This window comes from Pantoea sp. T14 (assembly GCF_036663535.1).
GTDB classification, from domain to species: domain Bacteria; phylum Pseudomonadota; class Gammaproteobacteria; order Enterobacterales; family Enterobacteriaceae; genus Pantoea; species Pantoea phytostimulans.
In genome coordinates this window covers 96,745-121,162 of record NZ_JAWUEB010000005.1, presented here as the reverse complement: position 1 = coordinate 121,162, position 24,418 = coordinate 96,745, and the positions used below count along the sequence as shown (strand labels likewise).

At 52.5% G+C, this 24,418-nt stretch carries 22 protein-coding genes and 1 pseudogene; 17 read left to right on the top strand and 6 right to left on the bottom strand.

What is annotated here, in order from left to right:
* The first annotated feature begins 36 nt into the window (after positions 1-36).
* The 9 genes from SC127_RS01675 (at position 37) to SC127_RS01635 (ending at position 10,637) form a co-directional block, all read left to right on the top strand.
* On the top strand, positions 37-1,509 hold the full coding sequence (locus SC127_RS01675; protein ID WP_243079826.1) for an ABC transporter substrate-binding protein: 1,473 nt from the start codon (positions 37-39) through the stop codon (positions 1,507-1,509).
* Positions 1,510-1,527: 18 nt separating this feature from the next.
* Entirely contained in the window at positions 1,528-2,469 is a 942-nt protein-coding gene (locus tag SC127_RS01670; protein ID WP_215848029.1) for an ABC transporter permease, read from the top strand.
* A gap of 2 nt (positions 2,470-2,471) precedes the next feature.
* Complete coding sequence (locus tag SC127_RS01665; RefSeq protein WP_215848030.1) at positions 2,472-3,347, top strand: ABC transporter permease; 876 nt, start codon at positions 2,472-2,474, stop codon at positions 3,345-3,347.
* Between the two features lie 15 nt (positions 3,348-3,362).
* On the top strand, positions 3,363-4,964 hold the full coding sequence (locus SC127_RS01660; RefSeq protein ID WP_215848031.1) for a gamma-glutamyltransferase family protein: 1,602 nt from the start codon (positions 3,363-3,365) through the stop codon (positions 4,962-4,964).
* A gap of 226 nt (positions 4,965-5,190) precedes the next feature.
* Positions 5,191-5,907 (top strand): DUF3053 domain-containing protein, encoded by a 717-nt coding sequence (locus SC127_RS01655; RefSeq protein ID WP_215848032.1) that lies wholly within the window; start codon positions 5,191-5,193, stop codon positions 5,905-5,907.
* Between the two features lie 446 nt (positions 5,908-6,353).
* A complete protein-coding gene (locus tag SC127_RS01650) occupies positions 6,354-8,297 on the top strand; it encodes a PTS mannitol transporter subunit IICBA (RefSeq protein WP_332624933.1) in 1,944 nt (647 codons plus the stop codon).
* 116 nt (positions 8,298-8,413) lie between these two features.
* Entirely contained in the window at positions 8,414-9,562 is a 1,149-nt protein-coding gene (gene mtlD / locus SC127_RS01645; RefSeq protein ID WP_332624932.1) for a mannitol-1-phosphate 5-dehydrogenase, read from the top strand.
* A gap of 64 nt (positions 9,563-9,626) precedes the next feature.
* Complete coding sequence (gene mtlR, locus SC127_RS01640; RefSeq protein WP_215848364.1) at positions 9,627-10,172, top strand: mannitol operon repressor MtlR; 546 nt, start codon at positions 9,627-9,629, stop codon at positions 10,170-10,172.
* 102 nt (positions 10,173-10,274) lie between these two features.
* Positions 10,275-10,637, top strand: coding sequence for a YibL family ribosome-associated protein (locus SC127_RS01635; RefSeq protein ID WP_243079758.1), 363 nt, complete (start codon positions 10,275-10,277; stop codon positions 10,635-10,637).
* 7 nt (positions 10,638-10,644) lie between these two features.
* On the opposite strand, the gene SC127_RS01630 is transcribed toward SC127_RS01635, so the two are convergent.
* From SC127_RS01630 to SC127_RS01615, 4 genes are all read right to left on the bottom strand, one after another.
* Positions 10,645-11,607, bottom strand: a complete 963-nt coding sequence (locus SC127_RS01630; RefSeq protein ID WP_332624931.1) for a VirK/YbjX family protein — start codon at positions 11,605-11,607, stop codon at positions 10,645-10,647.
* Between the two features lie 236 nt (positions 11,608-11,843).
* Positions 11,844-13,679 carry a methyl-accepting chemotaxis protein gene (locus SC127_RS01625; RefSeq protein ID WP_332624930.1) on the bottom strand — a complete coding sequence of 612 codons (1,836 nt, stop codon included), beginning with the start codon at positions 13,677-13,679 and terminating at the stop codon, positions 11,844-11,846.
* A 276-nt stretch (positions 13,680-13,955) separates the two neighbouring features.
* Positions 13,956-14,573 (bottom strand): superoxide dismutase [Mn], encoded by a 618-nt coding sequence (gene sodA, locus SC127_RS01620; protein WP_243079760.1) that lies wholly within the window; start codon positions 14,571-14,573, stop codon positions 13,956-13,958.
* 158 nt (positions 14,574-14,731) lie between these two features.
* Complete coding sequence (locus SC127_RS01615) at positions 14,732-15,757, bottom strand: LacI family DNA-binding transcriptional regulator (protein WP_243079761.1); 1,026 nt, start codon at positions 15,755-15,757, stop codon at positions 14,732-14,734.
* A 295-nt stretch (positions 15,758-16,052) separates the two neighbouring features.
* Between SC127_RS01615 and SC127_RS01610 the strand changes: the two genes are divergently transcribed.
* The 4 genes from SC127_RS01610 (at position 16,053) to alsE (ending at position 18,915) form a co-directional block, all read left to right on the top strand.
* Positions 16,053-16,493, top strand: a complete 441-nt coding sequence (locus tag SC127_RS01610; RefSeq protein ID WP_332624929.1) for a PTS sugar transporter subunit IIA — start codon at positions 16,053-16,055, stop codon at positions 16,491-16,493.
* A 19-nt stretch (positions 16,494-16,512) separates the two neighbouring features.
* Positions 16,513-16,779, top strand: coding sequence for a PTS sugar transporter subunit IIB (locus SC127_RS01605; RefSeq protein ID WP_243079763.1), 267 nt, complete (start codon positions 16,513-16,515; stop codon positions 16,777-16,779).
* Between the two features lie 152 nt (positions 16,780-16,931).
* The gene (locus SC127_RS01600; protein WP_215848041.1) at positions 16,932-18,194 is read left to right on the top strand and encodes a PTS ascorbate transporter subunit IIC; all 1,263 of its coding nucleotides are present in this window, start codon (positions 16,932-16,934) and stop codon (positions 18,192-18,194) included.
* Between the two features lie 43 nt (positions 18,195-18,237).
* The gene (gene alsE, locus SC127_RS01595) at positions 18,238-18,915 is read left to right on the top strand and encodes a D-allulose 6-phosphate 3-epimerase (RefSeq protein WP_243079764.1); all 678 of its coding nucleotides are present in this window, start codon (positions 18,238-18,240) and stop codon (positions 18,913-18,915) included.
* 43 nt (positions 18,916-18,958) lie between these two features.
* On the opposite strand, the gene SC127_RS01590 is transcribed toward alsE, so the two are convergent.
* A complete protein-coding gene (locus SC127_RS01590; RefSeq protein ID WP_332624928.1) occupies positions 18,959-20,299 on the bottom strand; it encodes an aspartate aminotransferase family protein in 1,341 nt (446 codons plus the stop codon).
* 177 nt (positions 20,300-20,476) lie between these two features.
* Between SC127_RS01590 and SC127_RS01585 the strand changes: the two genes are divergently transcribed.
* The gene (locus tag SC127_RS01585; protein ID WP_243079766.1) at positions 20,477-21,253 is read left to right on the top strand and encodes a DeoR/GlpR family DNA-binding transcription regulator; all 777 of its coding nucleotides are present in this window, start codon (positions 20,477-20,479) and stop codon (positions 21,251-21,253) included.
* On the opposite strand, the gene fdhD is transcribed toward SC127_RS01585, so the two are convergent.
* On the bottom strand, positions 21,250-22,047 hold the full coding sequence (gene fdhD, locus SC127_RS01580; RefSeq protein WP_243079767.1) for a formate dehydrogenase accessory sulfurtransferase FdhD: 798 nt from the start codon (positions 22,045-22,047) through the stop codon (positions 21,250-21,252). The genes SC127_RS01585 and fdhD overlap by 4 nt on opposite strands.
* A gap of 235 nt (positions 22,048-22,282) precedes the next feature.
* Between fdhD and SC127_RS01575 the strand changes: the two are divergent.
* The 3 genes and pseudogenes from SC127_RS01575 to SC127_RS01565 all read left to right on the top strand — a co-directional run.
* Positions 22,283-22,744 (top strand): annotated as a pseudogene (locus tag SC127_RS01575) (formate dehydrogenase subunit gamma); the annotation flags it as partial.
* Positions 22,744-23,670, top strand: a complete 927-nt coding sequence (gene fdhE, locus SC127_RS01570) for a formate dehydrogenase accessory protein FdhE (RefSeq protein ID WP_332624927.1) — start codon at positions 22,744-22,746, stop codon at positions 23,668-23,670. The pseudogene SC127_RS01575 and the gene fdhE, both read left to right, overlap by 1 nt.
* 48 nt (positions 23,671-23,718) lie before the next feature.
* Positions 23,719-24,330 (top strand): glutathione S-transferase, encoded by a 612-nt coding sequence (locus tag SC127_RS01565; RefSeq protein ID WP_243079769.1) that lies wholly within the window; start codon positions 23,719-23,721, stop codon positions 24,328-24,330.
* The last annotated feature ends 88 nt before the right edge of the window (positions 24,331-24,418 follow it).

Genomic DNA, 24,418 nt, shown 5'->3' with positions numbered 1-24,418 from the left:
GCCCGCAAGACGTTATTAACGGCACTCGGCGGCCTGATGCTGCTCGGCGCCAGCGCGCACAGCCAGGCTGAAAGCGTGATTCGCATTGGTTTAGGTGCCGATCCAGACATGCTCGATCCGCATTTGGCGCGAACCTATTATGGCCGCTTTGTGTTTGCTGCGATGTGTGATCGCTTAGTGGATGTGGATGAACATCTGAAAGTGATCCCAGGCCTGGCGACCGACTGGTCATGGAGCGACGACGCGAAAATCCTCACCATGAACCTACGCAGCGGCGTTACGTTCCATGATGGTGAAAAATTTGATGCCAACGCCGTGAAATTCAATATCGAACGCGCCCTGACATTGCCGGGTTCGCTGCGTAAAAGTGAGATCTCTTCGATTCAAAGCGTGGAAGTCACCGGCCCGCTCCAGGTTAAATTTCATCTGAAAAACCCTGATGCCGCCTTGCTCAGCCAGTTAACCGATCGCGCTGGCGCAATGTTAGCGCCAGAAGCGGCGAAAAAACCGGACTTCATTACCCATCCGGTCTGTTCCGGCCCGTATCAGTTCGAAAGTCGCGTACAGCAGGATCGTATTGTGCTGAAACGATATGACAATTACTGGAACAAAGCGGCTTATCACTTCGATAAAGTGATTTTCCTGCCGATTCCTGATGCTTCTGTCCGTCTGGCTAACCTGCGTGCTGGCGATCTCGATCTGACCGAGGGTATCGCAGCCAGCGACGTGAAAACCGTGCAGGGCGACAGCAAACTCGCCTTAGCCAAAGTCACCGGTTTGGGTTATCAGGGCATTACTTTCAACATCAATAACGGCAAAGTCGATCCGAAAAGCCCCTTCAAAGATGCACGCGTACGTGAAGCTTTCTCGCTGGCTATCGATCGCGATGCGTTGAATCAGGTCGCGTTTGAAGGACTTTACACCCCAGCTAATCAGGCGCTGTCACCGGTCAGCCCGTATCACGTCAAGTTGCCGGTTCCAGCCCGCGATGTGGAAAAAGCCGCTTCACTGCTGAAAGCAGCAGGCGTCACTACACCGCTTAACGTGACATTGCTGGTGACGAATAACCCGACTTCACAGCAGGTTGGGCAGGTCATTCAGGCGATGGCGAGCGAAGCGGGCTTCAACGTGAATCTGCAAATGAGCGAATTTGCCAGCTTACTGGATCGCCAGCAGCGCGGCGATTACCAGCTCAGCTTGTCTGGCTGGTCGGGTCGTCCCGATCCCGATGGCAGCATTTATTCGTTTATTAACAGCAAAGGCACGCTCAACGACGGACGCTACAGCAATCCGCAGGTTGATGAATGGCTGAATGCGGCACGTCTCACCAACGATCCGGCACAGCGTCAGACACTGTACGACAACGTGGTGAAACAGCTGCAAACCGACATGCCAATTGCTTACCTCTACTTCGAGCCACGTATATTTGGCCTGTCGAAAAAGGTGCAGGGCTTTAAAGCCTGGCCGGACGGCTTAGTGCGTCTGGCTGGCGTCAGCATGGCGCAGTAAATGCTTTGAGGAATAAAGATGCTGGAACTGATCGTTAAACGCCTGCTGCTCGCCATCCCAACGCTGCTGTTAGTGAGCATCATGGTGTTCGCCCTGCAGAAACTGCTGCCGGGCGATCCGGTGCTGGCGATGGCGGGCGAAGAGCGCGACCCGGAAGTTATCGCCCAACTGCGTGAGGCTTATCATCTCAACGATCCGCTGCCCAGCCAGTATTTTTACTGGATGGGCAATGCGTTACGCGGCGATCTGGGTGAATCACTGCGCACCAAAGAGCCGGTAACGTCGTTGATTGCCAGCAAGCTGCCGGTCACGCTGGAGCTCTCCTTGATGGCGATGATTATCGCGCTGGTGATTGGCATCAGCATGGGCATTATCGCGGCGGTGCGCAAAGATACGTGGGTGGATCACACCAGCAATTTTGTCGCGCTGTCGGGGATTTCAGTGCCGCATTTTTGGCTAGGTATCTTGCTGATTTTGCTGTTTTCGGTGCACCTGCAATGGTTACCCGCATCCGGTTATGTCCCGCTGAGTGAGAGCATTCCGCAAAACCTGAAAACGCTGCTGTTGCCTGCGCTGGTGTTGGGTACCGGTTTAGCCGCTACGTTGATGCGTCATACGCGCGCCTCGATGATTGCCGTGCTGAAAGCGGATTACATCCGCACCGCGCGCGCCAAAGGATTATTGGGCAAGAAGGTGGTGCTGAAACACGCCTTTCGTAATGCGCTGGTGCCGGTGATTACGCTGACCACGCTGCTGTTCGGCGAGTTGCTCGGCGGCGCGGTGTTGACTGAGCAAGTTTTTACCCTGCCTGGCTTTGGCAAAATGATTGTCGATGCGGTGTTTAACCGCGACTACGCGGTAGTACAAGGCGTGGTGCTGGTGGTGGCGATTGGCTTCCTGCTGCTCAACCTGCTCGCCGATGTGTTGTATGTGTTAATCAACCCGAAAATGCGAGGCTAATCATGAGCGAAGTGCTGACGGCAGGCGCCGCAAAACCGCTGCTACGTGCTAACAGCCGGGTGCTGAAGAAGTTTCTGCGTAACAAAAGCGCGCTGATTGGCGCGGTGATCGTCACGCTGTTTGTCGCGATAGCCATTTTCGCGCCGTGGCTGGCACCCGCCGATCCGATCAAGGCGAACTTTCTGGCGGTGCGCAAACCGCCGTCGGAACTGTTTTGGCTTGGCACCGATGAATTAGGCCGCGATATTCTGTCGCGTATGATTTGGGGCGCACGTACCTCATTGCTGGCGGGCTGTATTTCGGTGCTGATCGCTATTTTGATTGGCGTGCCGCTTGGGCTGATCGCGGGTTACTGGCAAGGCTGGTGTGACGGCATTATTTCACGCTTTATCGAAGCGCTGCTGGCCTGTCCGTTCTTGATTCTGGCCATTGCGCTGGGCGCGTTTCTTGGGCCGAGTTTGACTAATGCGATGATCGCCATTGGCTTGTCGGCGATGCCGATCTTTGCCCGTCTGACGCGGGGTCAGGTGATCGCCATTCGTCATGAAGAGTATATCGACGGCGCGCGAGCGATTGGTTTGCCGGATCGCTGGATTATCCTGCGCTACGTGCTGCCTAACGTGATGTCACCGATTTTGGTGCAGGCTACCTTAGCTATCGCCTCCGCCATTATTACTGAAGCCAGCCTCTCCTTTCTCGGGCTGGGACAACAACCGCCCTCGCCTTCGTGGGGTGCGATGCTCAATACTGCCAAAGGCTATCTGGAGCAAGCGCCGTGGATGTCGATTTTCCCTGGGCTTGCCATCTTTCTGATCGTGCAGGGCTTTAACCTGCTCGGCGACGGATTGCGCGATGCGCTTGATCCGCGTAACGACTGAATAAAAGGAATCATTATGAAAGAAGCATTAGATTTTGATGTCAGCTATCCCTCTCATCGCGCCCCGATGATGGGCCGCAATGCGGTTGCCACTTCGCAGCCGCTGGCGGCGCAAGCGGGTATTCGCATGTTGCAGCAAGGCGGCAACGCAGTCGATGCCGCGATCGCCACCGCCATTGCGTTGACGGTGCTGGAGCCAACCGGCAACGGCATTGGCAGCGACGCCTTCGCGATTATCTGGGACGGCAAAGAGCTGCACGGATTAAACGCATCAGGACGCGCTCCAGCGGCGTGGAGCCCAGAACGATTTGCGGGTCACAGCCAAATGCCCGAAACCGGCTGGGATGCCGTCACCGTGCCCGGCGCTGTTTCGGCTTGGGTTACGCTGGCTGAACGTTTTGGCACCTTGCCGCTGACCACACTGGCACAACCGGCAATTGAATACGCGCGCGACGGTTTTCCGGTCTCGCCGCTGATTGGTCAGCTGTGGCAGCGCGGCTACAAAAAACTGAAAGACCAGCCAGGCTTCACCGCGTGTTTTGCCCCGGAAGGCCGCCCGCCGCGCATCGGTGAGCTGTTCCGTAATCCAGCACAAGCTGAGACGCTGCAAAAGATCGCCGAAAGCAACGGTGAAAGTTTTTATCGCGGTGAACTGGCGGAAAAGATTGCTGCTTTTGCCCGCGAGCACAACGCCGCGCTGACGCTGGAAGATTTAAAAAATCATCGTGCTGATTGGGTGAAGCTGCTGTCGCATCCCTTTGCTGGCGGTTCTGTACAGGAACTGCCGCCAAACGGCCAGGGCATTGCGACACTGATCGCGCTCGGCATTTTGGAAGAGTGGGATATTGGACAATATGCCCCCGATTCGCCGCAGTGGCTGCATCTTTCCATTGAAGCGATGAAGCTGGCATTGGTGGATTTAGAGCGTTACGTCACTGATGAAGATCACCTCGAATTCCCAGCCGATTTGCTGTTAAGCGAAGGTTATCTTAAACAGCGTGCGGCGTTGATTAATCCAAGGCAAGCGGGTGACTTCACCTTTGGATCACCGCAGCAGAGCGGCACGGTTTATCTCTCAACCGCCGACGCTAGCGGCATGATGGTGTCGTTTATTCAGTCAAACTACATGGGATTCGGTTCAGGTGTCGTCGTGCCGGGAACCGGCATTAGCCTACAAAACCGTGGCGCAGGCTTCTCGCTGGATGCCGATCATCCTAATGTGGTGGCAGGAAATAAACGTCCGTTCCACACCATCATTCCCGCCTTTGCGCTGGATGCAGAGGGCCAACCGCTGATGTCATTCGGTCTGATGGGTGGACCGATGCAGGCACAAGGACATCTGCAACTGGCGTTACGCATTATGAAACATAAACAAAACCCGCAGGCCGCGATTGATGCGCCGCGCTGGCGTGTGGTGCAAGGGCGTGAAGTGGTGTTTGAATCGACCATCGATCGCAATACGTTAAGTACGCTACGCCGCATGGGACACAACGTGGTGCTGGAAGATCCGCTGAGCAGCTATAACTTTGGCGGTGCGCAAGTGATTGTGCGCGATCCGCAAGGTTTCTATATTGCCGCAACCGAAAGCCGTAAAGATGGTCAAGCGCTGGTTTATTAATCGTCTGGTGTGCTGCTCTGAAAAGCGCCCAGCATTACGTCTTTAACGCTGATTATTAAGCACCTTAAGCATCCCTTCCTTTGCGCATTACACAAGGAAGGGATGAAGTGTGGCTCTCTCCTGATCAACCGCGCGGGTTTCACGTTGTGTGCGCTCCCTTGTTTGTTCTATTCTTTAGGCCATTGTTACATAGACATCAGCCCGTTTACTGACAGGAGTTGAACGAATGGCTTCAGGACTTTCCCGCCTTTGGACGCGCAGCGGCATAATGCTTGCTGGCGCGCTTATCGTGCTGCAACTCACCGCGTGTGGTGATAAAGAAGGCGATCAGCGCAAAGCCTTCAGCGATTTTCTCCAAAATACCGTGATGCGCAGCGGTGAGCACTTACCGAGCCTGAGCGAAAACCAAAAGCAGACCTTCGGTAAATTCGCGAGCGATTACGCCATCATTTATGGTTTCTCTCAGCAGGCGAACAAAGCGGTTGAACAAGGCATGCGCCCCGTGGTTGATGAGTTATCTGCGATTCGCGTGCCGCAAGATTATCTCACTCGCCGTGATTCGTTGCGTCAGGCTAACAGCGCGTTAGTGATTGTTACGCAGCAGATTGAAAGCGCTAAGATGCAAGCTGACAGCAGCAAAGCCTCGCTGAAACAGTCGGACGACTTGAAGAAAGTTTACGACAGCGCTTATGACAAAGTGGTAACGCAGCCCGCTAATGTGCTGATTCCGTTATTGCCGAAACTGCAAGCGTTGAGCCAGGGCGCGGTGCAAACCGGTGACTTCTTGCAGACACAAGGTAATCGCGTGAGCTTCAACGATGGCGGCGTCCAGTTCCCAACGCAGGATCAGGCCACGCAATACAATACATTAATGAGCAATTTGTCAGCGAATGCACAAGCACTGACCCAGGCACAAAATGCTGTGCAGGGCAGCCCGCAATAAGATATCAAGCAGGGCAAATCTTGAGGTTTGCCCTGCTCTCTTTTCTGTCCTTTCTTTCCAAATTCTCTCTCTTCAAAATGACTCCCCCACAAAGTGTGAACTGACGCATTTTCGACCAACGATTGTTTGTGATCTGAATCACATAACAGCAACAAACCGTCCCACCCAAAAGGTGACACAACTCACATAACGACCCTGTTTCCGTTCAAATAATCGCCATCGTACTTTTCTTACAGCACTTTTTTGTGATCGCCATCACTTAAATCACCCCTGACGCCACCGTAATTGCGTGATATGAATCACACTTTTCCCCTGTGCTACGCAGCGTCATATTCGCGTGATAGAGTCCGCGTGCATACAGTAATACCAACGGCTCCCCGCCGTGGTCACTTAACAAAAACAAACGCGCTCTCCTATTGCAGCGCGTCTCAATAAGGGGTGGGTTTATGTCCTCATCGGTGAAGGTCAAAGTACAAAGCTTTGGTCGCTTTCTGAGTAATATGGTGATGCCAAACATCGGGGCGTTTATCGCCTGGGGCATCATCACCGCGCTGTTTATACCAACAGGTTGGATTCCAAACGAAACGTTGGCCAAGCTGGTTGGCCCAATGATCACCTATCTGCTGCCACTGTTGATCGGTTTTACCGGTGGACGCTTGGTTGGCGGCGATCGCGGCGGTGTGGTCGGTGCAATTACCACCATGGGCGTGATTGTTGGTGCGGATATGCCGATGTTCCTCGGCTCAATGATTGCCGGTCCACTGGGCGGCTGGGCGATCAAATCATTCGACCGCGCCATTGACGGTAAGATCAAAAGCGGCTTTGAAATGCTGGTTAACAACTTCTCTGCCGGTATCATCGGTATGTTGTTGGCGCTGCTGGCGTTTATGGCTATTGGTCCGTTGGTTGAAGGTCTGTCGCATATTCTCGCCGCTGGCGTGAATCTGATGGTGCAGAATAACCTGCTACCGCTGACCTCCATCTTTGTTGAACCGGCGAAAATCCTGTTCCTCAATAACGCGATTAACCACGGTATTTTCTCGCCGCTGGGTATCCAACAAGCCAGTGAAGCCGGTAAGTCTATTTTCTTCCTGATTGAAGCGAACCCAGGCCCAGGAATGGGTGTGCTTATGGCTTACATGTTCTTTGGTCGTGGCAGTGCTAAACAGTCTGCGGGCGGTGCGGCAATCATCCACTTCTTCGGTGGTATCCACGAAATTTACTTCCCGTATGTGTTGATGGCGCCGCGCCTGCTGTTAGCGGTCATCCTCGGCGGTATGACTGGCGTGTTCACGCTGACTCTGCTGAATGGCGGTTTGGTTTCTCCCGCCTCACCCGGTTCTATCCTGGCGGTGTTAGCCATGACGCCAAAAGGAGCCTACTTCGCTAACATCGCTGCGATCGTTGCTGCCTTTGCTGTTTCCTTCGTGGTATCGGCCATTCTGCTGAAAACCAGCAAAGTGAAAGAAGACGACGACATTGAAGCGGCAACCCAGCGCATGCAGGACATGAAAGCGCAGTCTAAAGGCCAGGGCGCTGCGGGTGCAGCCGGAGCGGCTGTCGCGAGCGATGCCATGAGCGTTGACCTGAACCATGTACGTAAAATCATTGTCGCTTGTGATGCGGGAATGGGTTCAAGCGCCATGGGCGCAGGTGTACTGCGTAAGAAAGTGCAGGACGCTGGCCTGAGCAGTGTGTCGGTAACGAATACCGCGATCAACGCCCTGCCGGGCGATGTGGATCTGGTGATTACTCACCGCGATCTAACTGAACGTGCCATTCGTCAGGCGCCGCATGCGCAGCATATCTCGCTGAATAACTTCCTCGACAGCGCGCTGTACGCCACGCTGACTGAGCGATTGGTTGCAGCTAATCGCAGCGAAACCCATCGCGGTACTGTGCAAAAAACGTTGGCTGATAGCTACGATGAAGGCAATGCGCATCTGTTCAAACTGGGCGCAGACAACGTGTTCCTTGGCAAAAGCGCGACCAACAAAGAGCAGGCCATTCGCTTTGCGGGTGAACAGCTGGTAAAAGGCGGTTATGTTGAGCCTGAATATGTTGAAGCGATGCTGGAGCGTGAGAAACTGACGCCAACCTATCTGGGTGAATCTATTGCGGTGCCGCACGGTACCGTGGAAGCCAAAGATCGCGTACTGAAAACCGGTGTAGTGTTCTGCCAATATCCGGCGGGTGTGCTGTTTGGTGAAGAGCCAGAAGATATTGCGCGTTTAGTCATCGGTATTGCAGCCCGCAATAACGAGCACATCCAGGTGATTACCAGCCTGACCAATGCGCTGGACGACGAAACGGTGATCGAGAAGCTGGCCAACACGACCAGCGTCCAGGAAGTGTTGGATCTGCTTTCCGGCAGCACGGCAACCGTATAGTTAGCGCACAGTTCAGAACAGCGTTCTGACAGATTATTTTCCCTGGGGTGGGTAAGCCCGCCCCGAATTCCGGGGTGGACATGCTCGCCCCATCGTCTTTTAAATGGGTCAACATTATGAAAGCGTTACATTTTGGAGCAGGAAACATTGGCCGTGGTTTCATTGGCAAACTGTTAGCTGATGCAGGCATCGACTTGGTGTTTGCAGATGTGAATCAGGCGGTGCTGGATGCACTAAACGCGCGTCATGAGTATCCCGTTCATGTTGTAGGCGAGCAGGCTAAAGTCGAAATCGTCAAGGGCGTAAGCGCGGTCAACAGCACCAGTGATGAGATCATTACGCTGATTTCAGAGGTTGATATCGTTACCACGGCGGTTGGCCCACAGATTCTGGAGCGTATCGCCGGCAGCGTAGCGAAAGGCCTGGCCAAGCGCAGCGACAACGGTAATTCCCGTCCATTAAACATTATCGCCTGTGAAAACATGGTGCGCGGCACCAGCCAGCTGAAACAGCATGTGCTCAAGGCGCTGCCAGAGCAATATCATGCATGGCTGGAGCAGCATGTCGGCTTCGTGGATTCTGCGGTAGACCGCATCGTGCCGCCTTCAGAAGCGGGCAGCAACGATCCCCTGGAAGTCACCGTTGAAACCTTCAGCGAGTGGATTGTTGATAAAACCCAGTTCAAAGGCGATCTGCCTACTATTCCCGGTATGGAACTGACCGACAACTTGATGGCATTTGTCGAGCGCAAACTCTTTACCCTGAATACCGGACATGCGATTACCGCCTATCTCGGCCAGTTAGCCGGCCACCAAACTATTCGCGATGCCATTCTGGATGAAAAAATTCGCGCCGTGGTGAAAGGTGCGATGGAAGAGAGCGGTGCGGTGCTGATCAAGCGTTACGGTTTTGAAGCCGACAAACATGCCGCTTATATCCAGAAAATTCTTGGACGTTTCGAAAATCCTTATCTGAAAGATGATGTTGAACGCGTAGGTCGCCAACCGCTGCGTAAACTAAGCGCAGGCGATCGTTTGATCAAGCCCACACTGGGCACGCTGGAATATCAACTGCCGCACACCAATCTGGTTCAGGGCATTGCTGCTGCCATGCACTATCGCAGCGAGCAAGATCCGCAGGCGCAAGAATTAACCGCGCTGTTGCAGGAGAAAGGTCCGCAAACCACGCTGGCAGAGATTTCAGGCCTTGAGGCCGACAGCGAAGTGGTGGCTTCGGTGGTGAGCGCCTATAACGCTATGGCATGATGCACGCGTGTTAGCGAAGCAAGTCGGGCGCAGTTCGCCTGCGCCCAACAGCAGTATTGAACCCATGCAGGCAATAATGGAAGAGAAGCAAGCTTTTGAAAACCGGGTGCTTGAGCGCCTGAACGCCGGTCGCTCGGTGAGAAGCTTTCTGATCGCCGCTGTCGAGCTGTTGGCCGAAGCGGTTAATCTGCTGGTATTACAGGTATTTCGTAAAGACGACTACGCCGTAAAATACGCAGTTGAACCGTTGCTGCTCGGCAATGGTCCGCTGGGTGAGTTGCCGGTGCGGCTCAAGTTGATTTACGGCCTCGGCGTGATCAATCGCCATGAGTATGAAGATTGTGAACTGCTGATCGCCTTACGTGAAGAGCTGAATCACGACATGGGTGATTATCGCTTCACTGACGATGAGATTCTCGGCCCTTTTGGCGAGCTGCATTGCGTAACGGCGTGGCCGCCCGTACCGGCCTTTCATCCCGATGACGCGGAGCTTCGCGCCATGCAGCAGCAGCGCTATTTACAGATGGTGCGTTCCACCATGGTGCTGTCGCTCACCGAGCTGATTTCCCGCATCAGCCTGAAGCAGGCGTTTAAAAAGCCCAACGGCTAAACCTCAACAGGCGCATTGCCGCCTGTTATCACCCTAACCTCACCGAGAATATGCGCCGAATTTGGTGTATCCTTTGCCTGTTTTCCTCAACGAGTTGTGGTCATGAAAGAGCTAGAAAAGAACGAAATCAAACGCCTCAGCGATCAGCTGGACGCCCTGAACCGTAAAGAGCCGCTGCTGCTGGAATCGGGTGATATAGAGAAGCTGGGTGCGCTGTTAAAAGAGAAAGAAACCCTGGTTATTGAGATCGAGCGTCTGCGTAACCAGCGCGTCGAGAAGCTGAGTGTGGAAGCACAGAAGCTGCAAAAGCTGCCGTTCAGCCGCGAAATTACCAAGAAAGAGCAGGCGAACTTAGGCGCGCTGAAGAAAAGCGCGCGCGGCCTGGTTGTGGTGCATCCAATGACCGCGCTGGGACGTGAAATGGACCTGAAAGTCATGACAGGTTTCGCTAAAAACGCGTTCTGAGTTTGGATCAGGCTGCGGCCTGATCGACTTTGCGCTGTCCGGCGGCGGCATAAACCTGCTCCGCCAGACCATCTAACAGTTCGTAGCGACGGCGATATTCGGCACGTTTCTTACTGGCAATATCTTCTAAAGATTTACGCGGCAAGTTTAACGGCAGCGTGAACAAGCCATCTGCGCGCGCCTCGCCATTGAGTGATAACCAAAACTCACTGTAGCTGGCAAAAAAATGGCCACTTTTGCTGTGACGGTAACGCATACTGCTAAAGACATGCGTATTTTCTCCGACAGCGGCTATTTTATTCGCCTCACATTGTTCTGCAAAAATAAACACCGCCTCCATTAATAAACGTTTAGGAAATACGCCGTGTGCCGCTTTAGTCGCCTCACGAATAACCTCATTACTGATATTTTTTCGTGGGCCTTGCAACCCGCCAATTAATAATGTTCGCTGTTGATTTTCATTAATAATTGAAAACGAGAGCGAGGCAATCACCTGCTGTTGATAGCGCAGCACTAGCGTGACTTCACCTTCACGATCGTAATAACCTGGGCTACAAGTCATTAAAAACGTCTCGCCAGTTTTGCCCAAAAACGTCGCGATAACATTATCTCCGGCACTTTGCAGCAGCTGACGCAATGGCATATTTTTCAGCTGTTCAATAAACTGATAATGATCAAGGATAGCCTGCGCACGCGCCGCCACGCTGAATCCCGCCCGCAAATAAGGACGATGCAGCTTAGCGGGCAACAGGCCTTGCAGGTTCATCATCTGATCGATCTGTGGCAAATGTGAAAGCTGATGTAAATAACGTAACGTTGTTATCGGTGAAATTAACGACCTTAAGGCAAATTTAAAACGGAAGCGTTTACTCAGCCACAGTTTATTTGGAATATATTTCCCACTGATTAACGGAAAAAACAGCGAAGCGGACGAACTTTTATTCGCCTCATGCGTGGTAATAATAGACATGGTAGCGTCACACCTTTAAATGGCAATGTCGCTAAGAGTACGGCCAGAATTATCAACGGCGAGTTAATGCCAGGCGAAGTTAATAAGGGAGAAGTAAGATTCTCCCTTTTGTTTACGTTTAGTTTATAAAATTAGAATTGTTCCCAACCTTCATCAGCGGCGACGTGCGTAGGCAAAGCGGGTGCTCGCTTTAATATCGGGGTAGCGATCTTGCGCGGTGCGGATACCGGTTCTGGCTACTCTGTTAGGCGAAAAACAGAAACTGCACGCGCCAATGCCGCAGCCTGATCTTCCAGCGAACTGGCCGCAGCCGCCGATTGCTCGACTAAAGCGGCGTTCTGCTGCGTGGTGTTGTCCATTTCCACTACCGCTTGCGAAACCTGACTGATTCCCCGGCTCTGTTCATCAGAGGCAGACGCGATTTCACCCATGATGTCACGCACGTGACTTACCGACGTCACGATGGTTTGCATGGTGCTACCGGTGCTCTCTACCAGTTTCTCACCGCTATTAACCCGTTCAACCGACTCGGCGATTAACGCTTCAATCTCTTTTGCCGCCTGGGCTGAACGCTGGGCGAGATTACGGACTTCGCTGGCCACCACGGCAAATCCACGACCTTGCTCGCCTGCGCGTGCAGCTTCAACCGCTGCGTTTAACGCTAAAATATTGGTCTGGAAAGCGATGCCATTGATAACGCTGGTGATATCAGCAATGCGTTTCGAACTTTGGGTAATTTGCTGCATGGTTTCGACAACCGCCGCCACCTGACGCCCACCGGTTTGCGCCGTGTCTGACGCTTCTGCCGCTAATTTGCTGGCCTGATGAGCATTATCAGCATTTTGTTTCACCGTTGAGCTCAGCTGTTCCATGCTGGCAGCGGTTTGTTCCACAGCCGCGGCCTGCTCTTCGGTACGCGAAGAGAGATCAATATTGCCCGCGCTGATTTCCGTTGCAGCGTGAGACACCTCCAATACACCCGAGCGAATCTCACCGATCATGGTGCGCAAACTGTCTCCCATCGCACCTACGGCGGCGAGCAGCAATCCTAACTCATCACGTCGATCGGTGGTGAGATGCTGGGTTAAATCGCCTTCGGCAATGCGCTGGGTTGCCTGCAACGTGTCGCGCAGCGGCCGGGTAATTTGACGGGAGATCCAAAAAGCGATGATACAGCCGATCAGCAAAGCAATTAACGCCACCAATACCATCATATTGATGCCTTTTTTAACGCTGCTGGAGGCGATGTCCACTTCACGCTTCACCAGTTGCTCGACTAAATCGTTCATCTTCTTCGCCTGCTGCGACATGTCCGCTGCGGCTTTTTGCTGCTGAGCAGAAGCAGGAACATAGGAGAGAACGCTTTTTTTATAGCGAATGAGCTGACTTTTCAGCGGCTGCAGCGCCTGCTCCTGCTGCGGTGTGACCAGGCTGGCAAACGTGTCCAGCATCACGGCGGCGTTATCGGCTGCAGTGGAAAGCCTCGCAGCGCTGTTTTCATTTGGGTCGGCCGCAACACCGCGCACCGTATAGTGGACATCGAGCAACGCGTGATCGAGCTTGCTCATCTGCAACTGCAACATCAAGTCAGCGCCCAGGCTCAATTCCTGCTTTATGTCCTGAAAAGCGGCTTCGCTTTTCGACAAATTCCAACTCTCTCTGATCGATTGGCGTGCATTAACAGCCGCAACGAACTGCTGCTGTGATTGCTGATACGCCTTGACCAGGCCAGGAAACGTGTCGAGCCAGGCACGCATCTCCGCGTTCCAGTACAAGGTGTTTTCCATTTCATTGAAAGACGCCAGGCCTTGTTGCAGGTACTTCTGGCTTTGCGCGATATTTTCTTCAGCGTAATCAGCCTGATAATGGCGCTGCGCAGCCAATGCCTGGTTAACAGCTGCGCTAATCTCCAGACTGTAATTGATCTTCGCATTCCGGTCCTGAATGTCGCGAAACTGGTCGATGCCAGCCACTGCAATGACTGCGGCTAAAATCAAAACCAATCCAAAGCCAACGCCTAGCTTCTTCCCTACTCGTAAATTCTCGATACGTCGTCTGAATGCCTTAATCATGATGATCTGAAGTCCCGTTGCTCAATTGCATGATGAGGATGGTGTTGGCAGTTCCGCACAAAAATTTACTGAGGCGGATAATAGTTACTGCTGAAATCTTCTATCGGTTGGGACGGGACAAGACTTTAATTGGCGCAGCGGGATTGGATGGGCATTTTGTCGGCGTAAAATGCAATGCACAGAGGTTATGGCAGGCTTTAGCCCGATAAAGAACATAAAAAAACCGATGGAATTTCTTCCACCGGTTCATCATGGCGAATTTAACCTAAGGTTAAATTACTTCGCTGAAGCGAAGCGTGCTGCTGCTTCGTCCCAGTTAACCACGTTCCAGAATGCTTTGATGTAATCAGGACGTTTGTTCTGATACTTCAGGTAGTACGCATGTTCCCACACGTCCAGACCGATGATTGGGAAACCAGACACGCCGGCAACCGCTTCGCCCATCAGTGGGTTATCCTGGTTTGCGGTTGAAACCACAGCCAGTTTATCACCCTTCTTAACCAGCCACGCCCAGCCAGAACCGAAACGGGTCGCTGCCGCTTTCTCGAATTCTTCCTGGAATTTTTCAAAGCTACCGAAATCTTTTTCGATGGCGGCTTTCAGGTCGCCCTGCAGCGTGGTGCCGATTTTCAGGCCTTTCCAGAACAGGCTGTGGTTAGCGTGGCCACCTGCGTTGTTACGCAGTGGACCTTTTTTGTCTGCTGGCAGCTGATCCAGTTTAGTGATCAGCTCATCCACCGGCAGATCGGCAAATTCAGTGCCTTCCAGCGCCGCGTTGGCGTTGTTGACATAAGTCTGGTGATGTTTGGTGTGATGGATTTCCATCGTCTGCTTGTCGAAATGCGGTTCCAGTGCGTCGTATGCGTAAGGCAGGGATGGCAGTGAATAACTCATGTTCTTCCTCTCCATTTAGTGTTTGAGCAGCACTTGATTGTGAGCGTGCCGCGTAAGCAGTCGAATCATTATAGTTAAATTCATGATCCATAAAAGGGTAATCAATGCCCCATTAAGCATAAGGATTTGAATGGGCTGGCAAAAGCAAACCCTTGTTTTTAAGGCTTGCCGGTACTGGCGCGCATTTTTAGCGTCACGGGAAGTTCATTGAAAACGGGCGGTTCGTCGCCGTTGAGTGCAGCTAACAGACGCTTACCCGCCATTCGCCCCATCTCTTCATAGGGCAGCGCTACGCTGGTCAGGGGTGGCGAACAGACCGCAGATAACTGTCCGCCGCCAATACTGGCGATCGCTAGCTGGCTGGGAATGGCGATGCCCGCCGCGTGGCAAGCCATGATCGCGCCGCAAGCCACCTCTTCAGTGGTGCAAATCAGCACATCCAGTTCAGGCCACGTCAAACGAATTTCCGCCAGCAGTGCGTGCCCGGTGGCGAAGGTTGGCGGCTTCGGTGAGGTAACAACACGATGCGGTGCCTGATTCATCGCCAACATTCCGCTGTGCCAGCCATTTAGCAGTTGTCTGAAAACGGTACTGTTGGTTTGGGTGCAGAGTAAACCTAAGTTGCGATAGCCACGATCAACCAGATTTTGCACCAGTTGGCGAATCGCTTTAGCGTAATCAACGCCGACGCTGATCCCGGTGGAATCATGATGTACACCGCCAATATCAATCACAGGCAAACCGGAATTACTCAGCAGCCGATGCGCGTCAGAAGCGTTATCAAAGTTAAAGTGCACCATTGCCGCTGGGTTGTAGGAAAGCAGCATCTCTATCAGCTCGCTCTCTTCGGCCGCCGAATGGTTCGCTTCAGCCAACATCATATTGTATCCCTGCGGACGCAGCACTTCCTGCAAGGCTTCGGATACCGCCGCGCAGCCTGGCGTGGCAAAAGACGGCACCACCATCGTGACTAATCGTGAGGATGCTGAAGCCAAATTACGTGCCTGCACGTTAGGCACATAGCCCAACTCAATTACTGCCGCATCGATTTTTTCACGGATATCAGCAGAGACTTTTTCTGGCATGCGCAACGCACGCGAGGCGGTCATCGTACTCACACCCACTAAACGGGCAACATCGGCTAACGTACTTTTGCCAGTACTGCGCCGTCGCTTCTCTGCCATGCGTTCTCCTGACTGGCTAGCCTTTTTCAACTGGACGCAGCTTAAGATTAATTAGGGCGTCGCGCCATGTTAAAAGCCACACTTTTGGTTATCCCTGAGTGAGTAACAGGAAATCAGAAAAACTCAGCCTGTCAGCGTGCTGCAAACAACGCAATCACGATCACACAAAATGTTAGCGATAACACAGTTTTTAACAATATTCGTGTTAGCGCTAACTTTTGTGACTACCATCACAGAAAGTCGTTCACTAAATCACCCAGAATGCAGGTCATTCAGCCACCAACGGAAACTCAAGATGCTTACTCAATGGCTTAACGCTGATGCGATTCATATCGTTGACGATGTTATCGACTGGCAAGACGCGGTACGTAAATCTGCTGAACCGCTGCTGGCACAAGGCGCGATTACGCCCGCTTACCTCGACGCTATCTTTACGTCACATGCTGAAATCGGCCCCTATTACGTGTTGGCGCCAGGATTAGCCATGCCGCATGCGCGACCAGAACAGGGCGCACATAAAAATGGCCTGTCGCTGCTGCATGTGAAGAACGGCGTTAATTTTGATGCGGATGAAAACGATCCTGTCTACGTGGTGATTATGCTGTGCGCCCTCTCTGGCGAAGAGCATATCCAGATGATTACCGCGTTGGCTGAACTCTTCAGCGATGATTCACGCCTGCAACAGCTGTTGTCGGCAAATACCTTACCCGCCATTCAGGCGGTTATTCACTCGTAAATCACCAGAGATAACGAACATGAAAAAAGTACTGATTGTGTGTGGCAACGGTTTAGGCAGCAGCTTTATTGTTGAAATGAACGTGAAAAAGATTGTGGCGGAATTAGGTAAAGAAGCTGACGTCAGCCATACCGATTTAACCTCGGCCAAATCAGAACAGGCTGATCTGATTATTGCTGCCAAGGATATTGCCGAACAACTCGCAGGCCACAGCGCCCCCCTATTTGGTTTAACCAATTTATTGGATAACGCACGTATTAAAGAGATCCTGGCTGAAAACCTGTAATTACCTTATTTCAAAATCCTGACTCTTTTTCGCTGCAATAATTCGGCAAGCCCATCGCTGCTTATCACACAGACAAACGTGTTAATGCGCTAAATGGGCGAGGCCAATGCACATGCAACGTAAATTATGATGGATATTGCATGGAGCCGCTTATGCTGCAATTTATTATTAAGGATGTTCTTGGAACACCTGCAATACTTGTCGGCCTGTTTTCACTGATCGGTTTATTATTGCAAAAGAAACCGATCAGCGATGTTATTTCAGGCACCCTAAAAACCATCATGGGTTTTGTTATTCTTATTGCCGGGGCCAATTTAATTGCCGCCACGCTCACCATTTTCAGCCAACTGTTTGAACACTCCTTCTCGATTCAGGGCGTGGTGCCAAATACCGATGCAATGGCGGCGCTGGCGCAGAAGAATTACGGCACTGAAACCGCAATGATCATGGTATTCGGTATGCTGGTGAACATTTTGCTGGCGCGCATTACGCCGCTGAAATACATTTTCCTGACCGGCCATCACACCTTATATATGTCAGCGATGCTGGCGGTGATTTTGTCGGTGGGCGGCATCAGTGGTTTCTGGCTGGTGTTTATTGGTGCGCTGATTCTCGGCACCATGATGGTGGTTTCTCCCGCCATTTTGCAGCCGTTTACGCGTAAAATTACCAACTCGGATGATTTGGCACTGGGCCACTTTGGCTCAAGCGGCTATCTGCTGGCTGCGCTGGTCGGCAAAGTGGTGGGTAAAGGCAGCCCTTCCATTGAAGAGCTAAAAGTACCGAAAACCCTGAACTTCCTGCGTGACTCTTCCGTTGCCATCTCGCTGACCATGATGATTCTGTTTATCGCGCTGGTGCTGGTGGCAGGCAAAACGTTCACGGAAACGCAAGTCAGTGACGGGCAGAACTTCATTGTCTTCGCCATCATTCAGTCAATCACTTTTGCCGCAGGCGTCTATATCATCCTTGCTGGTGTACGCATGGTGATTGCCGAAATCGTGCCAGCTTTTAAAGGTATTGCTGACAAACTGGTTAAAGATGCAAAACCCGCACTGGATTGCCCAACGGTATTCCCGTTTGCGCCAAACGCCGTGATTATTGGCTTTCTGTGTAGCTTTGCCGCTGGCCTGATCAGCATGTTTCTCTGCCCGCTATTTGGTTTGAGCGTCATTGTTCCCGGCCTTGTTCCGCACTTTTTCTGCGGAGCCACCGCAGGCGTGTACGGCAATATTACCGGTGGACGCCGTGGTGCGGTAATCGGCTCCTTCGTTCAGGGGTTACTGATCTCTTTCCTGCCCGCCATTTTGCTGCCGCTCATGGGCGATCTCGGTTTCGCTTCCACCACGTTTGGTGATGCAGACTTCGGTATTGTCGGCATTATTCTCGGCCACATTATCTCTTTCTTCCATTGAGGTGATGAGCGGCCCTAAGTCGCTCATATAATGAGGAATCACTATGATCGCCAAATTTTCCCCTTCGCTGATGTGCATGGATTTAACCCGCTTTCGCGAACAGATTGAAGCCATGAATAATTACGCAGCTTTTTACCATGTTGATATTATGGATGGCAGCTACGTTAAAAATATTACGCTGTCGCCCTTCTTTATTGAGCACCTGCGAAAAATCACAGACGTCCCGATTGATGTACATCTAATGGTTAATCATCCAGAAGATATTATTCCCATGTGCATTGAATCCGGTGCAGATATCATTAGCTTTCACCCGGAAACCGCGAACAATAAAATATTTCGCTTATTAACGCAGATCAAAGAGGCGGGTCGGCGCTGCGGCGTGGTATTAAACCCGGCAACACCCGCTGATAGCATTCGAGAATATGCGCATTTATTAGATAAAGTGACGGTAATGTCAGTTGATCCCGGTTTTGCCGGACAAAAATTCATCCCGGAAACGCTGGATAAAATTCGCAAATTGATTGAGATGCGTGAAGAGCATGGCTTTCACTATTTGACTGAGATAGACGGTTCCTGCAACGCCAAAACCTTTAAACAGGTCGCCGCTTCTGGCGTAGAGGTGTTTATCGTGGGGACATCCGGCTTATTCAATCTGGATAATGATGTCGCGGAAGCCTGGCAGAAGATGGAATCGATTTTCGCCCGCGAGACGGCGGCGTAACAGTAAACCGGCGGCAATTACGCCGCCGGTTTACATTTTCCTGTTATTTGCCTAATTCGCGCAGTGATTTGTCTAATGCGCCAACCAGCCAGTCAATATCGCTTTCCTGAAATGCCAACGGCGGGCGCAGCTTCAATACGTTGCCGTAAGGCCCGGCTACTGAAGTCAACACGCGATGCTCACGGAGTTTCTCAATCACGTTCAATGCCAGTGTTTTGTCCGGCGTTTTGCTGCTGCGATCTTCTACCAGCTCAAAGCCGATAAACAATCCGGCACCGCGCACGTCACCGACGCATTCAAATCGCGCCATTAATTTGCTCAACTCAGCGTGTAACTTCGCGCCCACTACGCGGCTGTGCTCTTGCAACCCTTCTTCTTTGATCACTTTCAATACCGCCTGCGCCGCCGCCATCGCCACGGGATTACCACCAAAGGTGTTGAAGTAAGGAATCTCGTCGCTGAACGCCGCCAGCACATCGCTTTTCGCCAGCAGGCCAGAAACAGGAATGCCGTTGCCCATCGGTTTACCGGTGGTAATCACATCTGGCACCACGCCATGACGACCAAAGCCCCAGAACGCATCACCGGTTCGCCCAAAGCCTGGCTGCACTTCATCAGCGATAAAAATACCGCCGTTGGCATGTACCACATCGACCGCTTTTTTCAGGAAGCCACGCGGGTTAGGCAACACGCCGTCTGAGGAGAAAATCGAGTCCGCGAGGAAGCCAGCAAATTTAATGCCGTGTGCTTTCATGTCATCGATTTGCTTTTGAATTTCAGTGGCGAACCATTCGCCTAAATCTGGCGCATCGACACGATACGCATCCGGCGGCATCACTAAACGCGTGGTCGCTGCCAAAGGTTGACCGCTTCCCAACGCGGGCGACGCGCCTGATGTCAGTTCGCTGGTGCCGTGATACGCCTCTTTGGTAACAATGATGCCAGTTCCGCCGCTAAAGGCACGCGCTACGCGAATTGCCAAATCGTTGGCTTCTGAACCCGTGCACATATACATGGCGCGATCGATCTCATCCGGCGTGGTCGCCAGCAATTCTTCGCTGTAGTTGAGAATGTTTTCATGCAGATAACGCGTGTGGGTATTCAGCATTTTCATCTGCTGCGTGACCGCGTCAATCACTGCGGGATGACAATGCCCGATGCTCGCCACGTTGTTGTAAACGTCGAGATATTTATCACCCGCCGCATCCCACAAATATTGCCCTTCGCCGCGCACCAGATGCACCGGTTTGCGGTAGAACAGGCGATACGATTCGCCCAGCACTTTGCTGCGTTTATCGGTTAGCTTTCGCGTATCGACGTCCAGCGCCTCAGCATCTTCTGCCCGAAAACTGTTGGTATCCATGATGGTAGAACGCGTAACCATGATCACTCCCGTTGCGAAGGTAAAAGGGATGCAGCTGATAAAGCCATCTTGCCTGCTTTTATTTTAAATGCAACCAAATACACAAATACAACTAAATACACATGACGCCGTTACTGCGCTCAGGTAAGCTTAGGCAGATGTTCAAGGTATCTCTGAACGCTTCATAAGGAATTTTTCATGTTGCAGGAAACGCGCCTTCACCGTATTCGCGCCTTGTTGAGTACGCTCAATCAAGTCAGTACTGAGCGCATCATCAAAGAGCTGGGCATTTCACGTGAGACGGCGCGGCGCGACATCATTGAGCTGGAAGCCCAAGGGCTGGCGCGCCGGGTACATGGTGGTTTAGTGGCCATTGCTACGCAGCCGGAGCCGCCGCTAACCGTGCGTCGAGCAGCACAAGCGAAAGAGAAACAGGCGATAGCTCAAGCGGCAGCGCAATTATTACAGCCAGGTCAAACGCTGTTTCTGGATGCTGGCAGCACCACCACGTTACTGGCAGAAGCGCTACGCACCATGTCCGGCCTGACCATTTTGACCAACAGCTTGCAAGCCGCGCTGGCGCTTAGCGCGGGTGAAGAGCATGAGATCCTGAATAATCAGATTATTTTATTGGGCGGAAATATGAGCGCAGGCGCACATCAAACGCGCGGTGAGATTACCGTTGGCGAGATCATGCGTTATCGTGCCGATGTCGCCCTGCTTTCACCGGTTGGCATTGACGCAAAAAGCGGAGCAACCAGCTTTCATCTCCATGAAGCCGCCATTGCCCGCGCCATGGTGAACCAGTCAAAACAGTGCTATTTGCTGGCCGATCACAGCAAGTTAGGCGTGGTTAGCCGCACGGTGTACGCGCCACCGCAAGAGATTGATTTGTTGATTACCGATAATGGCGGCGACAAACCTGCGGCGCTTGAGGCGCTACACCAGGTTTTGCCGCAGGTGTTAATGGTTTAAATCAGCCGCTGTGGATGGGTGTAGATGGTCGCGCGACCCGGCTTGCTAAAGCCAACCAGTGTTAAATTGCACCGTTCCGCCACGTCAACGGCAAGGCGTGTTGCCGCAGAAACGGCAAACAAGATTTCAACGCCGCACATCGCTGACTTCTGCACCATCTCATAACTGGCGCGGCTGGAAACCAGCACCGCGCCCTGATTCCAGTGGGTTTGGCTGCGATAGCCCAACAGCTTATCCAGTGCCACGTGACGTCCAACGTCTTCACTCCCGCCCGCCAGTTCGCCGTTGGGTTGAATCCACGCCGCTGCATGCGTACAGCCGGTTCTCTGGCCAACCGGCTGAAAATCTTTCAGCTGCCCTAACGCCCGATCCAAATTAGCCAGTTCAAAAGTCTGAGTGAAAGGCAGCGGCGTGACCGGTTTACCAATCTGATCCAACTGTTCGACACCGCACACGCCGCAGCCCGTGCGGCCAGCTAACGCTCGGCGCTGCTCTTTTAGCGCCATAAAACGGCGGCTGGAAAGCTCAATCTGCACTTCTATGCCGTTGCAGTTCGGCACCACATCCAGACCAAAAATCTCGTTGGGCGCATCAATAATGCCTTCTGAAAGCGAAAAGCCCAGCGCGAATGCCTCAAGATCTTTGGGTGTCGCCATCATCACAACGTGCGAAATACCGTTGTAGACCAGCGCCACCGGCACCTCTTCCGCTAACCAATCGGCTTGTGATTGCGCTAAATCGCTGCGCTGCCAGACCTGGGTTTTTTGCAGCCCCACGATCTCGATCTCGTTCATGTCACTTTCCGCTTCGTTTCGTTTCACTTTGTCTTTGTCCGACTAAAACCACAATGAATAAAAGGCGTTATCGCGTCGCTTTTCAAGCCACCGCTTATTCTGAACCCACACCGCAACGGCGACAAGCTAACAGCACAAAGCGGTAACGATAAAGAAACCCGTCATGAAAAAGCGCGATCGCTTTGTACGCTACACCGCGCATTAATCACTAAATTCTGGCGTTCTGCTTGGTGTTGGTGTCGTGATATTTACTGCATTCATACTGATGTTTATGTATTACTGGAAACATAACCTGGTTAACTGGAAAGATCGGTTCTGGGCAAAAAACATCGATAAAATCGCCCTGAACGAAGAGGACGGTGACACCGGTAGAGATAACTTTGGTCAGAAAGGTCGGTTCTGGGCTGCTATCATCAGCTTAGTCCTGCTGCTTGTCAGCGGCATTGTCATCTGGCGCCCTTGCTTTGCTGGCGCGTTTGCCATTCCGTTGATTCGCCTGGCGTTGGTGGTGCATTCGGTGTCGGCAGCGGCACTGCTTATCGTCATTATGGTGCACATTTATGCCGCGCTTTGGGTCAAAGGCACCCTTACTGCGATGGCGGAAGGCTGGGTCTCGTTAAACTGGGCGAGACAGCAGCATCCTCGCGGGTATCGTAAGCAGCGTAATCGGCCAAAAAAACAGGAAATACGCCCCTGATGAGTATTCGCATAATCCCGCAAGACCAGCCGGAGAAGAGCGATAAAACGACGGCGGAGATGATTCCGCCATTACTTTTCCCCAGGCTGAAAAATTTATACAGTCGACGCGCGGCGCGATTGCGCGATCTGGCGGCAAAAAATCCACTGGGTGACTATCTGCGCTTTGCCGCGGTCATTGCCGAGGCGCAAGAGATTGTCCTTTATGATCATCCGCTCCACATGGATTTGCATGCCCGACTGGTACAAAGCGCCAGCGAAGAGAAACCGCCGCTGGATATTCACACTTTGCCGCGTGACCTGCACTGGCACCGTTTGCTGCACTCGCTGATTGCCGAACTTAAACCAGAGATGAGCGGTCAGGCGCTGGCGGTGCTGGAGAATCTGGAAAAGGCGTCGGCAAGCGAGCTGGAAACGCTTGCCAGCGCGCTGTTTGCAGGTGAATTTGCGCAGGTCAGCAGCGACAAATCCCCGTTTATTTGGGCAGCGCTGTCGATTTACTGGGCGCAAATGGCGTCGCTGATCCCTGGCAAAGCGCGTGCCGAATATGGCGAACAGCGTCAGTTCTGCCCGGTTTGCGCCAGCAAGCCCGTTGCCAGCGTCGTTCACATGGACCCTAACGACAGTTCACGCTATCTGCACTGCAATCTGTGCGAAAGCGAATGGTATGTTACGCACAACAAATGTACTTATTGCGAGCAAACACGCGATCTGCATTACTGGTCGCTGGACAGCGAGCGAGCGGCAGTGAAAGCGGAAAGTTGTGGTGATTGCGGCACTTATCTCAAGCTGTTGTATCAGGAAAAAAATCCTGCGGTTGACCCCGTGGCGGACGATCTCGCCTCGCTGGTGTTAGATGCACGCATGGAACAGGAAGGTTTTGCTCGTAGCAGCCTCAATCCGTTCTTATTTCCGGGTGAACAGTAATTTTCAGGCAAGTCGTGTAGGTAGTTAAACGTCTATTGGAGGCCATTAATGAAACTGATTGGCAGCTATACCAGCCCGTTTGTACGTAAGATTTCCATCATCATGCTGGAAAAAGGCATCATATTTGAGTTCGTAAATGCATCGCCCTACAGCGATGAAAGCCACGTTCCTCAATACAATCCGTTAGGGAAAGTGCCTGCGTTGGTAGCTGACGATCAGCAGATCTGGTTTGATTCCTCAATTATTGCCGAATTCCTCGAACTCCGTGGCGACGCACCCGCGTTATTACCTGATGATCCCCTTGCAGCCTTACACATTCGCCAACTGGAAAAGCTGGCGGACGGCGTCAGCGATGCAGCTTTGGTGATCGTGCGGGAACAACTGCGTCCCGGCGATCTGCAATCTGAAGAGGTACTGCTGCGCAACCGTGAGAAAATTCAGCGTGGCCTCGATATGCTGGAAAAAAATGCCGCCGAGAAAAAACACCTCAACAGTGAGCAGGTTAACCTGGCCGATATCGCTGTGGGCTGCATGATTGGTTATCTCAACTTCCGCCGTGTGGTGCCTAACTGGTGCGTGAATCGCCCGGCGCTGGTCAAGCTGGCCGAAACGCTGTTTAAGCGCGAAAGTTTCGCGCGCACTACGCCACCTTCAGCCTGATCCATGACACATCGCCTGTTCAGCCTTGCCCAAAAATAAGCCAGGATGTAAGAAATACTCTTACATCAGATAACGATAGTGGCGCGTA

What these genes read in the sequence shown, in the direction of transcription:
- SC127_RS01675 (WP_243079826.1), top strand. Translation starts at nt 37, where the DNA reads ATGCTGCTCGGCGCCAGCGCGCACAGCCAGGCTGAAAGCGTGATTCGC.
- SC127_RS01670 (WP_215848029.1), top strand. Translation starts at nt 1,528, where the DNA reads ATGCTGGAACTGATCGTTAAACGCCTGCTGCTCGCCATCCCAACGCTG.
- SC127_RS01665 (WP_215848030.1), top strand. Translation starts at nt 2,472, where the DNA reads ATGAGCGAAGTGCTGACGGCAGGCGCCGCAAAACCGCTGCTACGTGCT.
- SC127_RS01660 (WP_215848031.1), top strand. Translation starts at nt 3,363, where the DNA reads ATGAAAGAAGCATTAGATTTTGATGTCAGCTATCCCTCTCATCGCGCC.
- SC127_RS01655 (WP_215848032.1), top strand. Translation starts at nt 5,191, where the DNA reads ATGGCTTCAGGACTTTCCCGCCTTTGGACGCGCAGCGGCATAATGCTT.
- SC127_RS01650 (WP_332624933.1), top strand. Translation starts at nt 6,354, where the DNA reads ATGTCCTCATCGGTGAAGGTCAAAGTACAAAGCTTTGGTCGCTTTCTG.
- mtlD (WP_332624932.1), top strand. Translation starts at nt 8,414, where the DNA reads ATGAAAGCGTTACATTTTGGAGCAGGAAACATTGGCCGTGGTTTCATT.
- mtlR (WP_215848364.1), top strand. Translation starts at nt 9,627, where the DNA reads ATGCAGGCAATAATGGAAGAGAAGCAAGCTTTTGAAAACCGGGTGCTT.
- SC127_RS01635 (WP_243079758.1), top strand. Translation starts at nt 10,275, where the DNA reads ATGAAAGAGCTAGAAAAGAACGAAATCAAACGCCTCAGCGATCAGCTG.
- SC127_RS01630 (WP_332624931.1), bottom strand. Translation starts at nt 11,607, where the DNA reads ATGTCTATTATTACCACGCATGAGGCGAATAAAAGTTCGTCCGCTTCG.
- SC127_RS01625 (WP_332624930.1), bottom strand. Translation starts at nt 13,679, where the DNA reads ATGATTAAGGCATTCAGACGACGTATCGAGAATTTACGAGTAGGGAAG.
- sodA (WP_243079760.1), bottom strand. Translation starts at nt 14,573, where the DNA reads ATGAGTTATTCACTGCCATCCCTGCCTTACGCATACGACGCACTGGAA.
- SC127_RS01615 (WP_243079761.1), bottom strand. Translation starts at nt 15,757, where the DNA reads ATGGCAGAGAAGCGACGGCGCAGTACTGGCAAAAGTACGTTAGCCGAT.
- SC127_RS01610 (WP_332624929.1), top strand. Translation starts at nt 16,053, where the DNA reads ATGCTTACTCAATGGCTTAACGCTGATGCGATTCATATCGTTGACGAT.
- SC127_RS01605 (WP_243079763.1), top strand. Translation starts at nt 16,513, where the DNA reads ATGAAAAAAGTACTGATTGTGTGTGGCAACGGTTTAGGCAGCAGCTTT.
- SC127_RS01600 (WP_215848041.1), top strand. Translation starts at nt 16,932, where the DNA reads ATGCTGCAATTTATTATTAAGGATGTTCTTGGAACACCTGCAATACTT.
- alsE (WP_243079764.1), top strand. Translation starts at nt 18,238, where the DNA reads ATGATCGCCAAATTTTCCCCTTCGCTGATGTGCATGGATTTAACCCGC.
- SC127_RS01590 (WP_332624928.1), bottom strand. Translation starts at nt 20,299, where the DNA reads ATGGTTACGCGTTCTACCATCATGGATACCAACAGTTTTCGGGCAGAA.
- SC127_RS01585 (WP_243079766.1), top strand. Translation starts at nt 20,477, where the DNA reads ATGTTGCAGGAAACGCGCCTTCACCGTATTCGCGCCTTGTTGAGTACG.
- fdhD (WP_243079767.1), bottom strand. Translation starts at nt 22,047, where the DNA reads ATGAACGAGATCGAGATCGTGGGGCTGCAAAAAACCCAGGTCTGGCAG.
- fdhE (WP_332624927.1), top strand. Translation starts at nt 22,744, where the DNA reads ATGAGTATTCGCATAATCCCGCAAGACCAGCCGGAGAAGAGCGATAAA.
- SC127_RS01565 (WP_243079769.1), top strand. Translation starts at nt 23,719, where the DNA reads ATGAAACTGATTGGCAGCTATACCAGCCCGTTTGTACGTAAGATTTCC.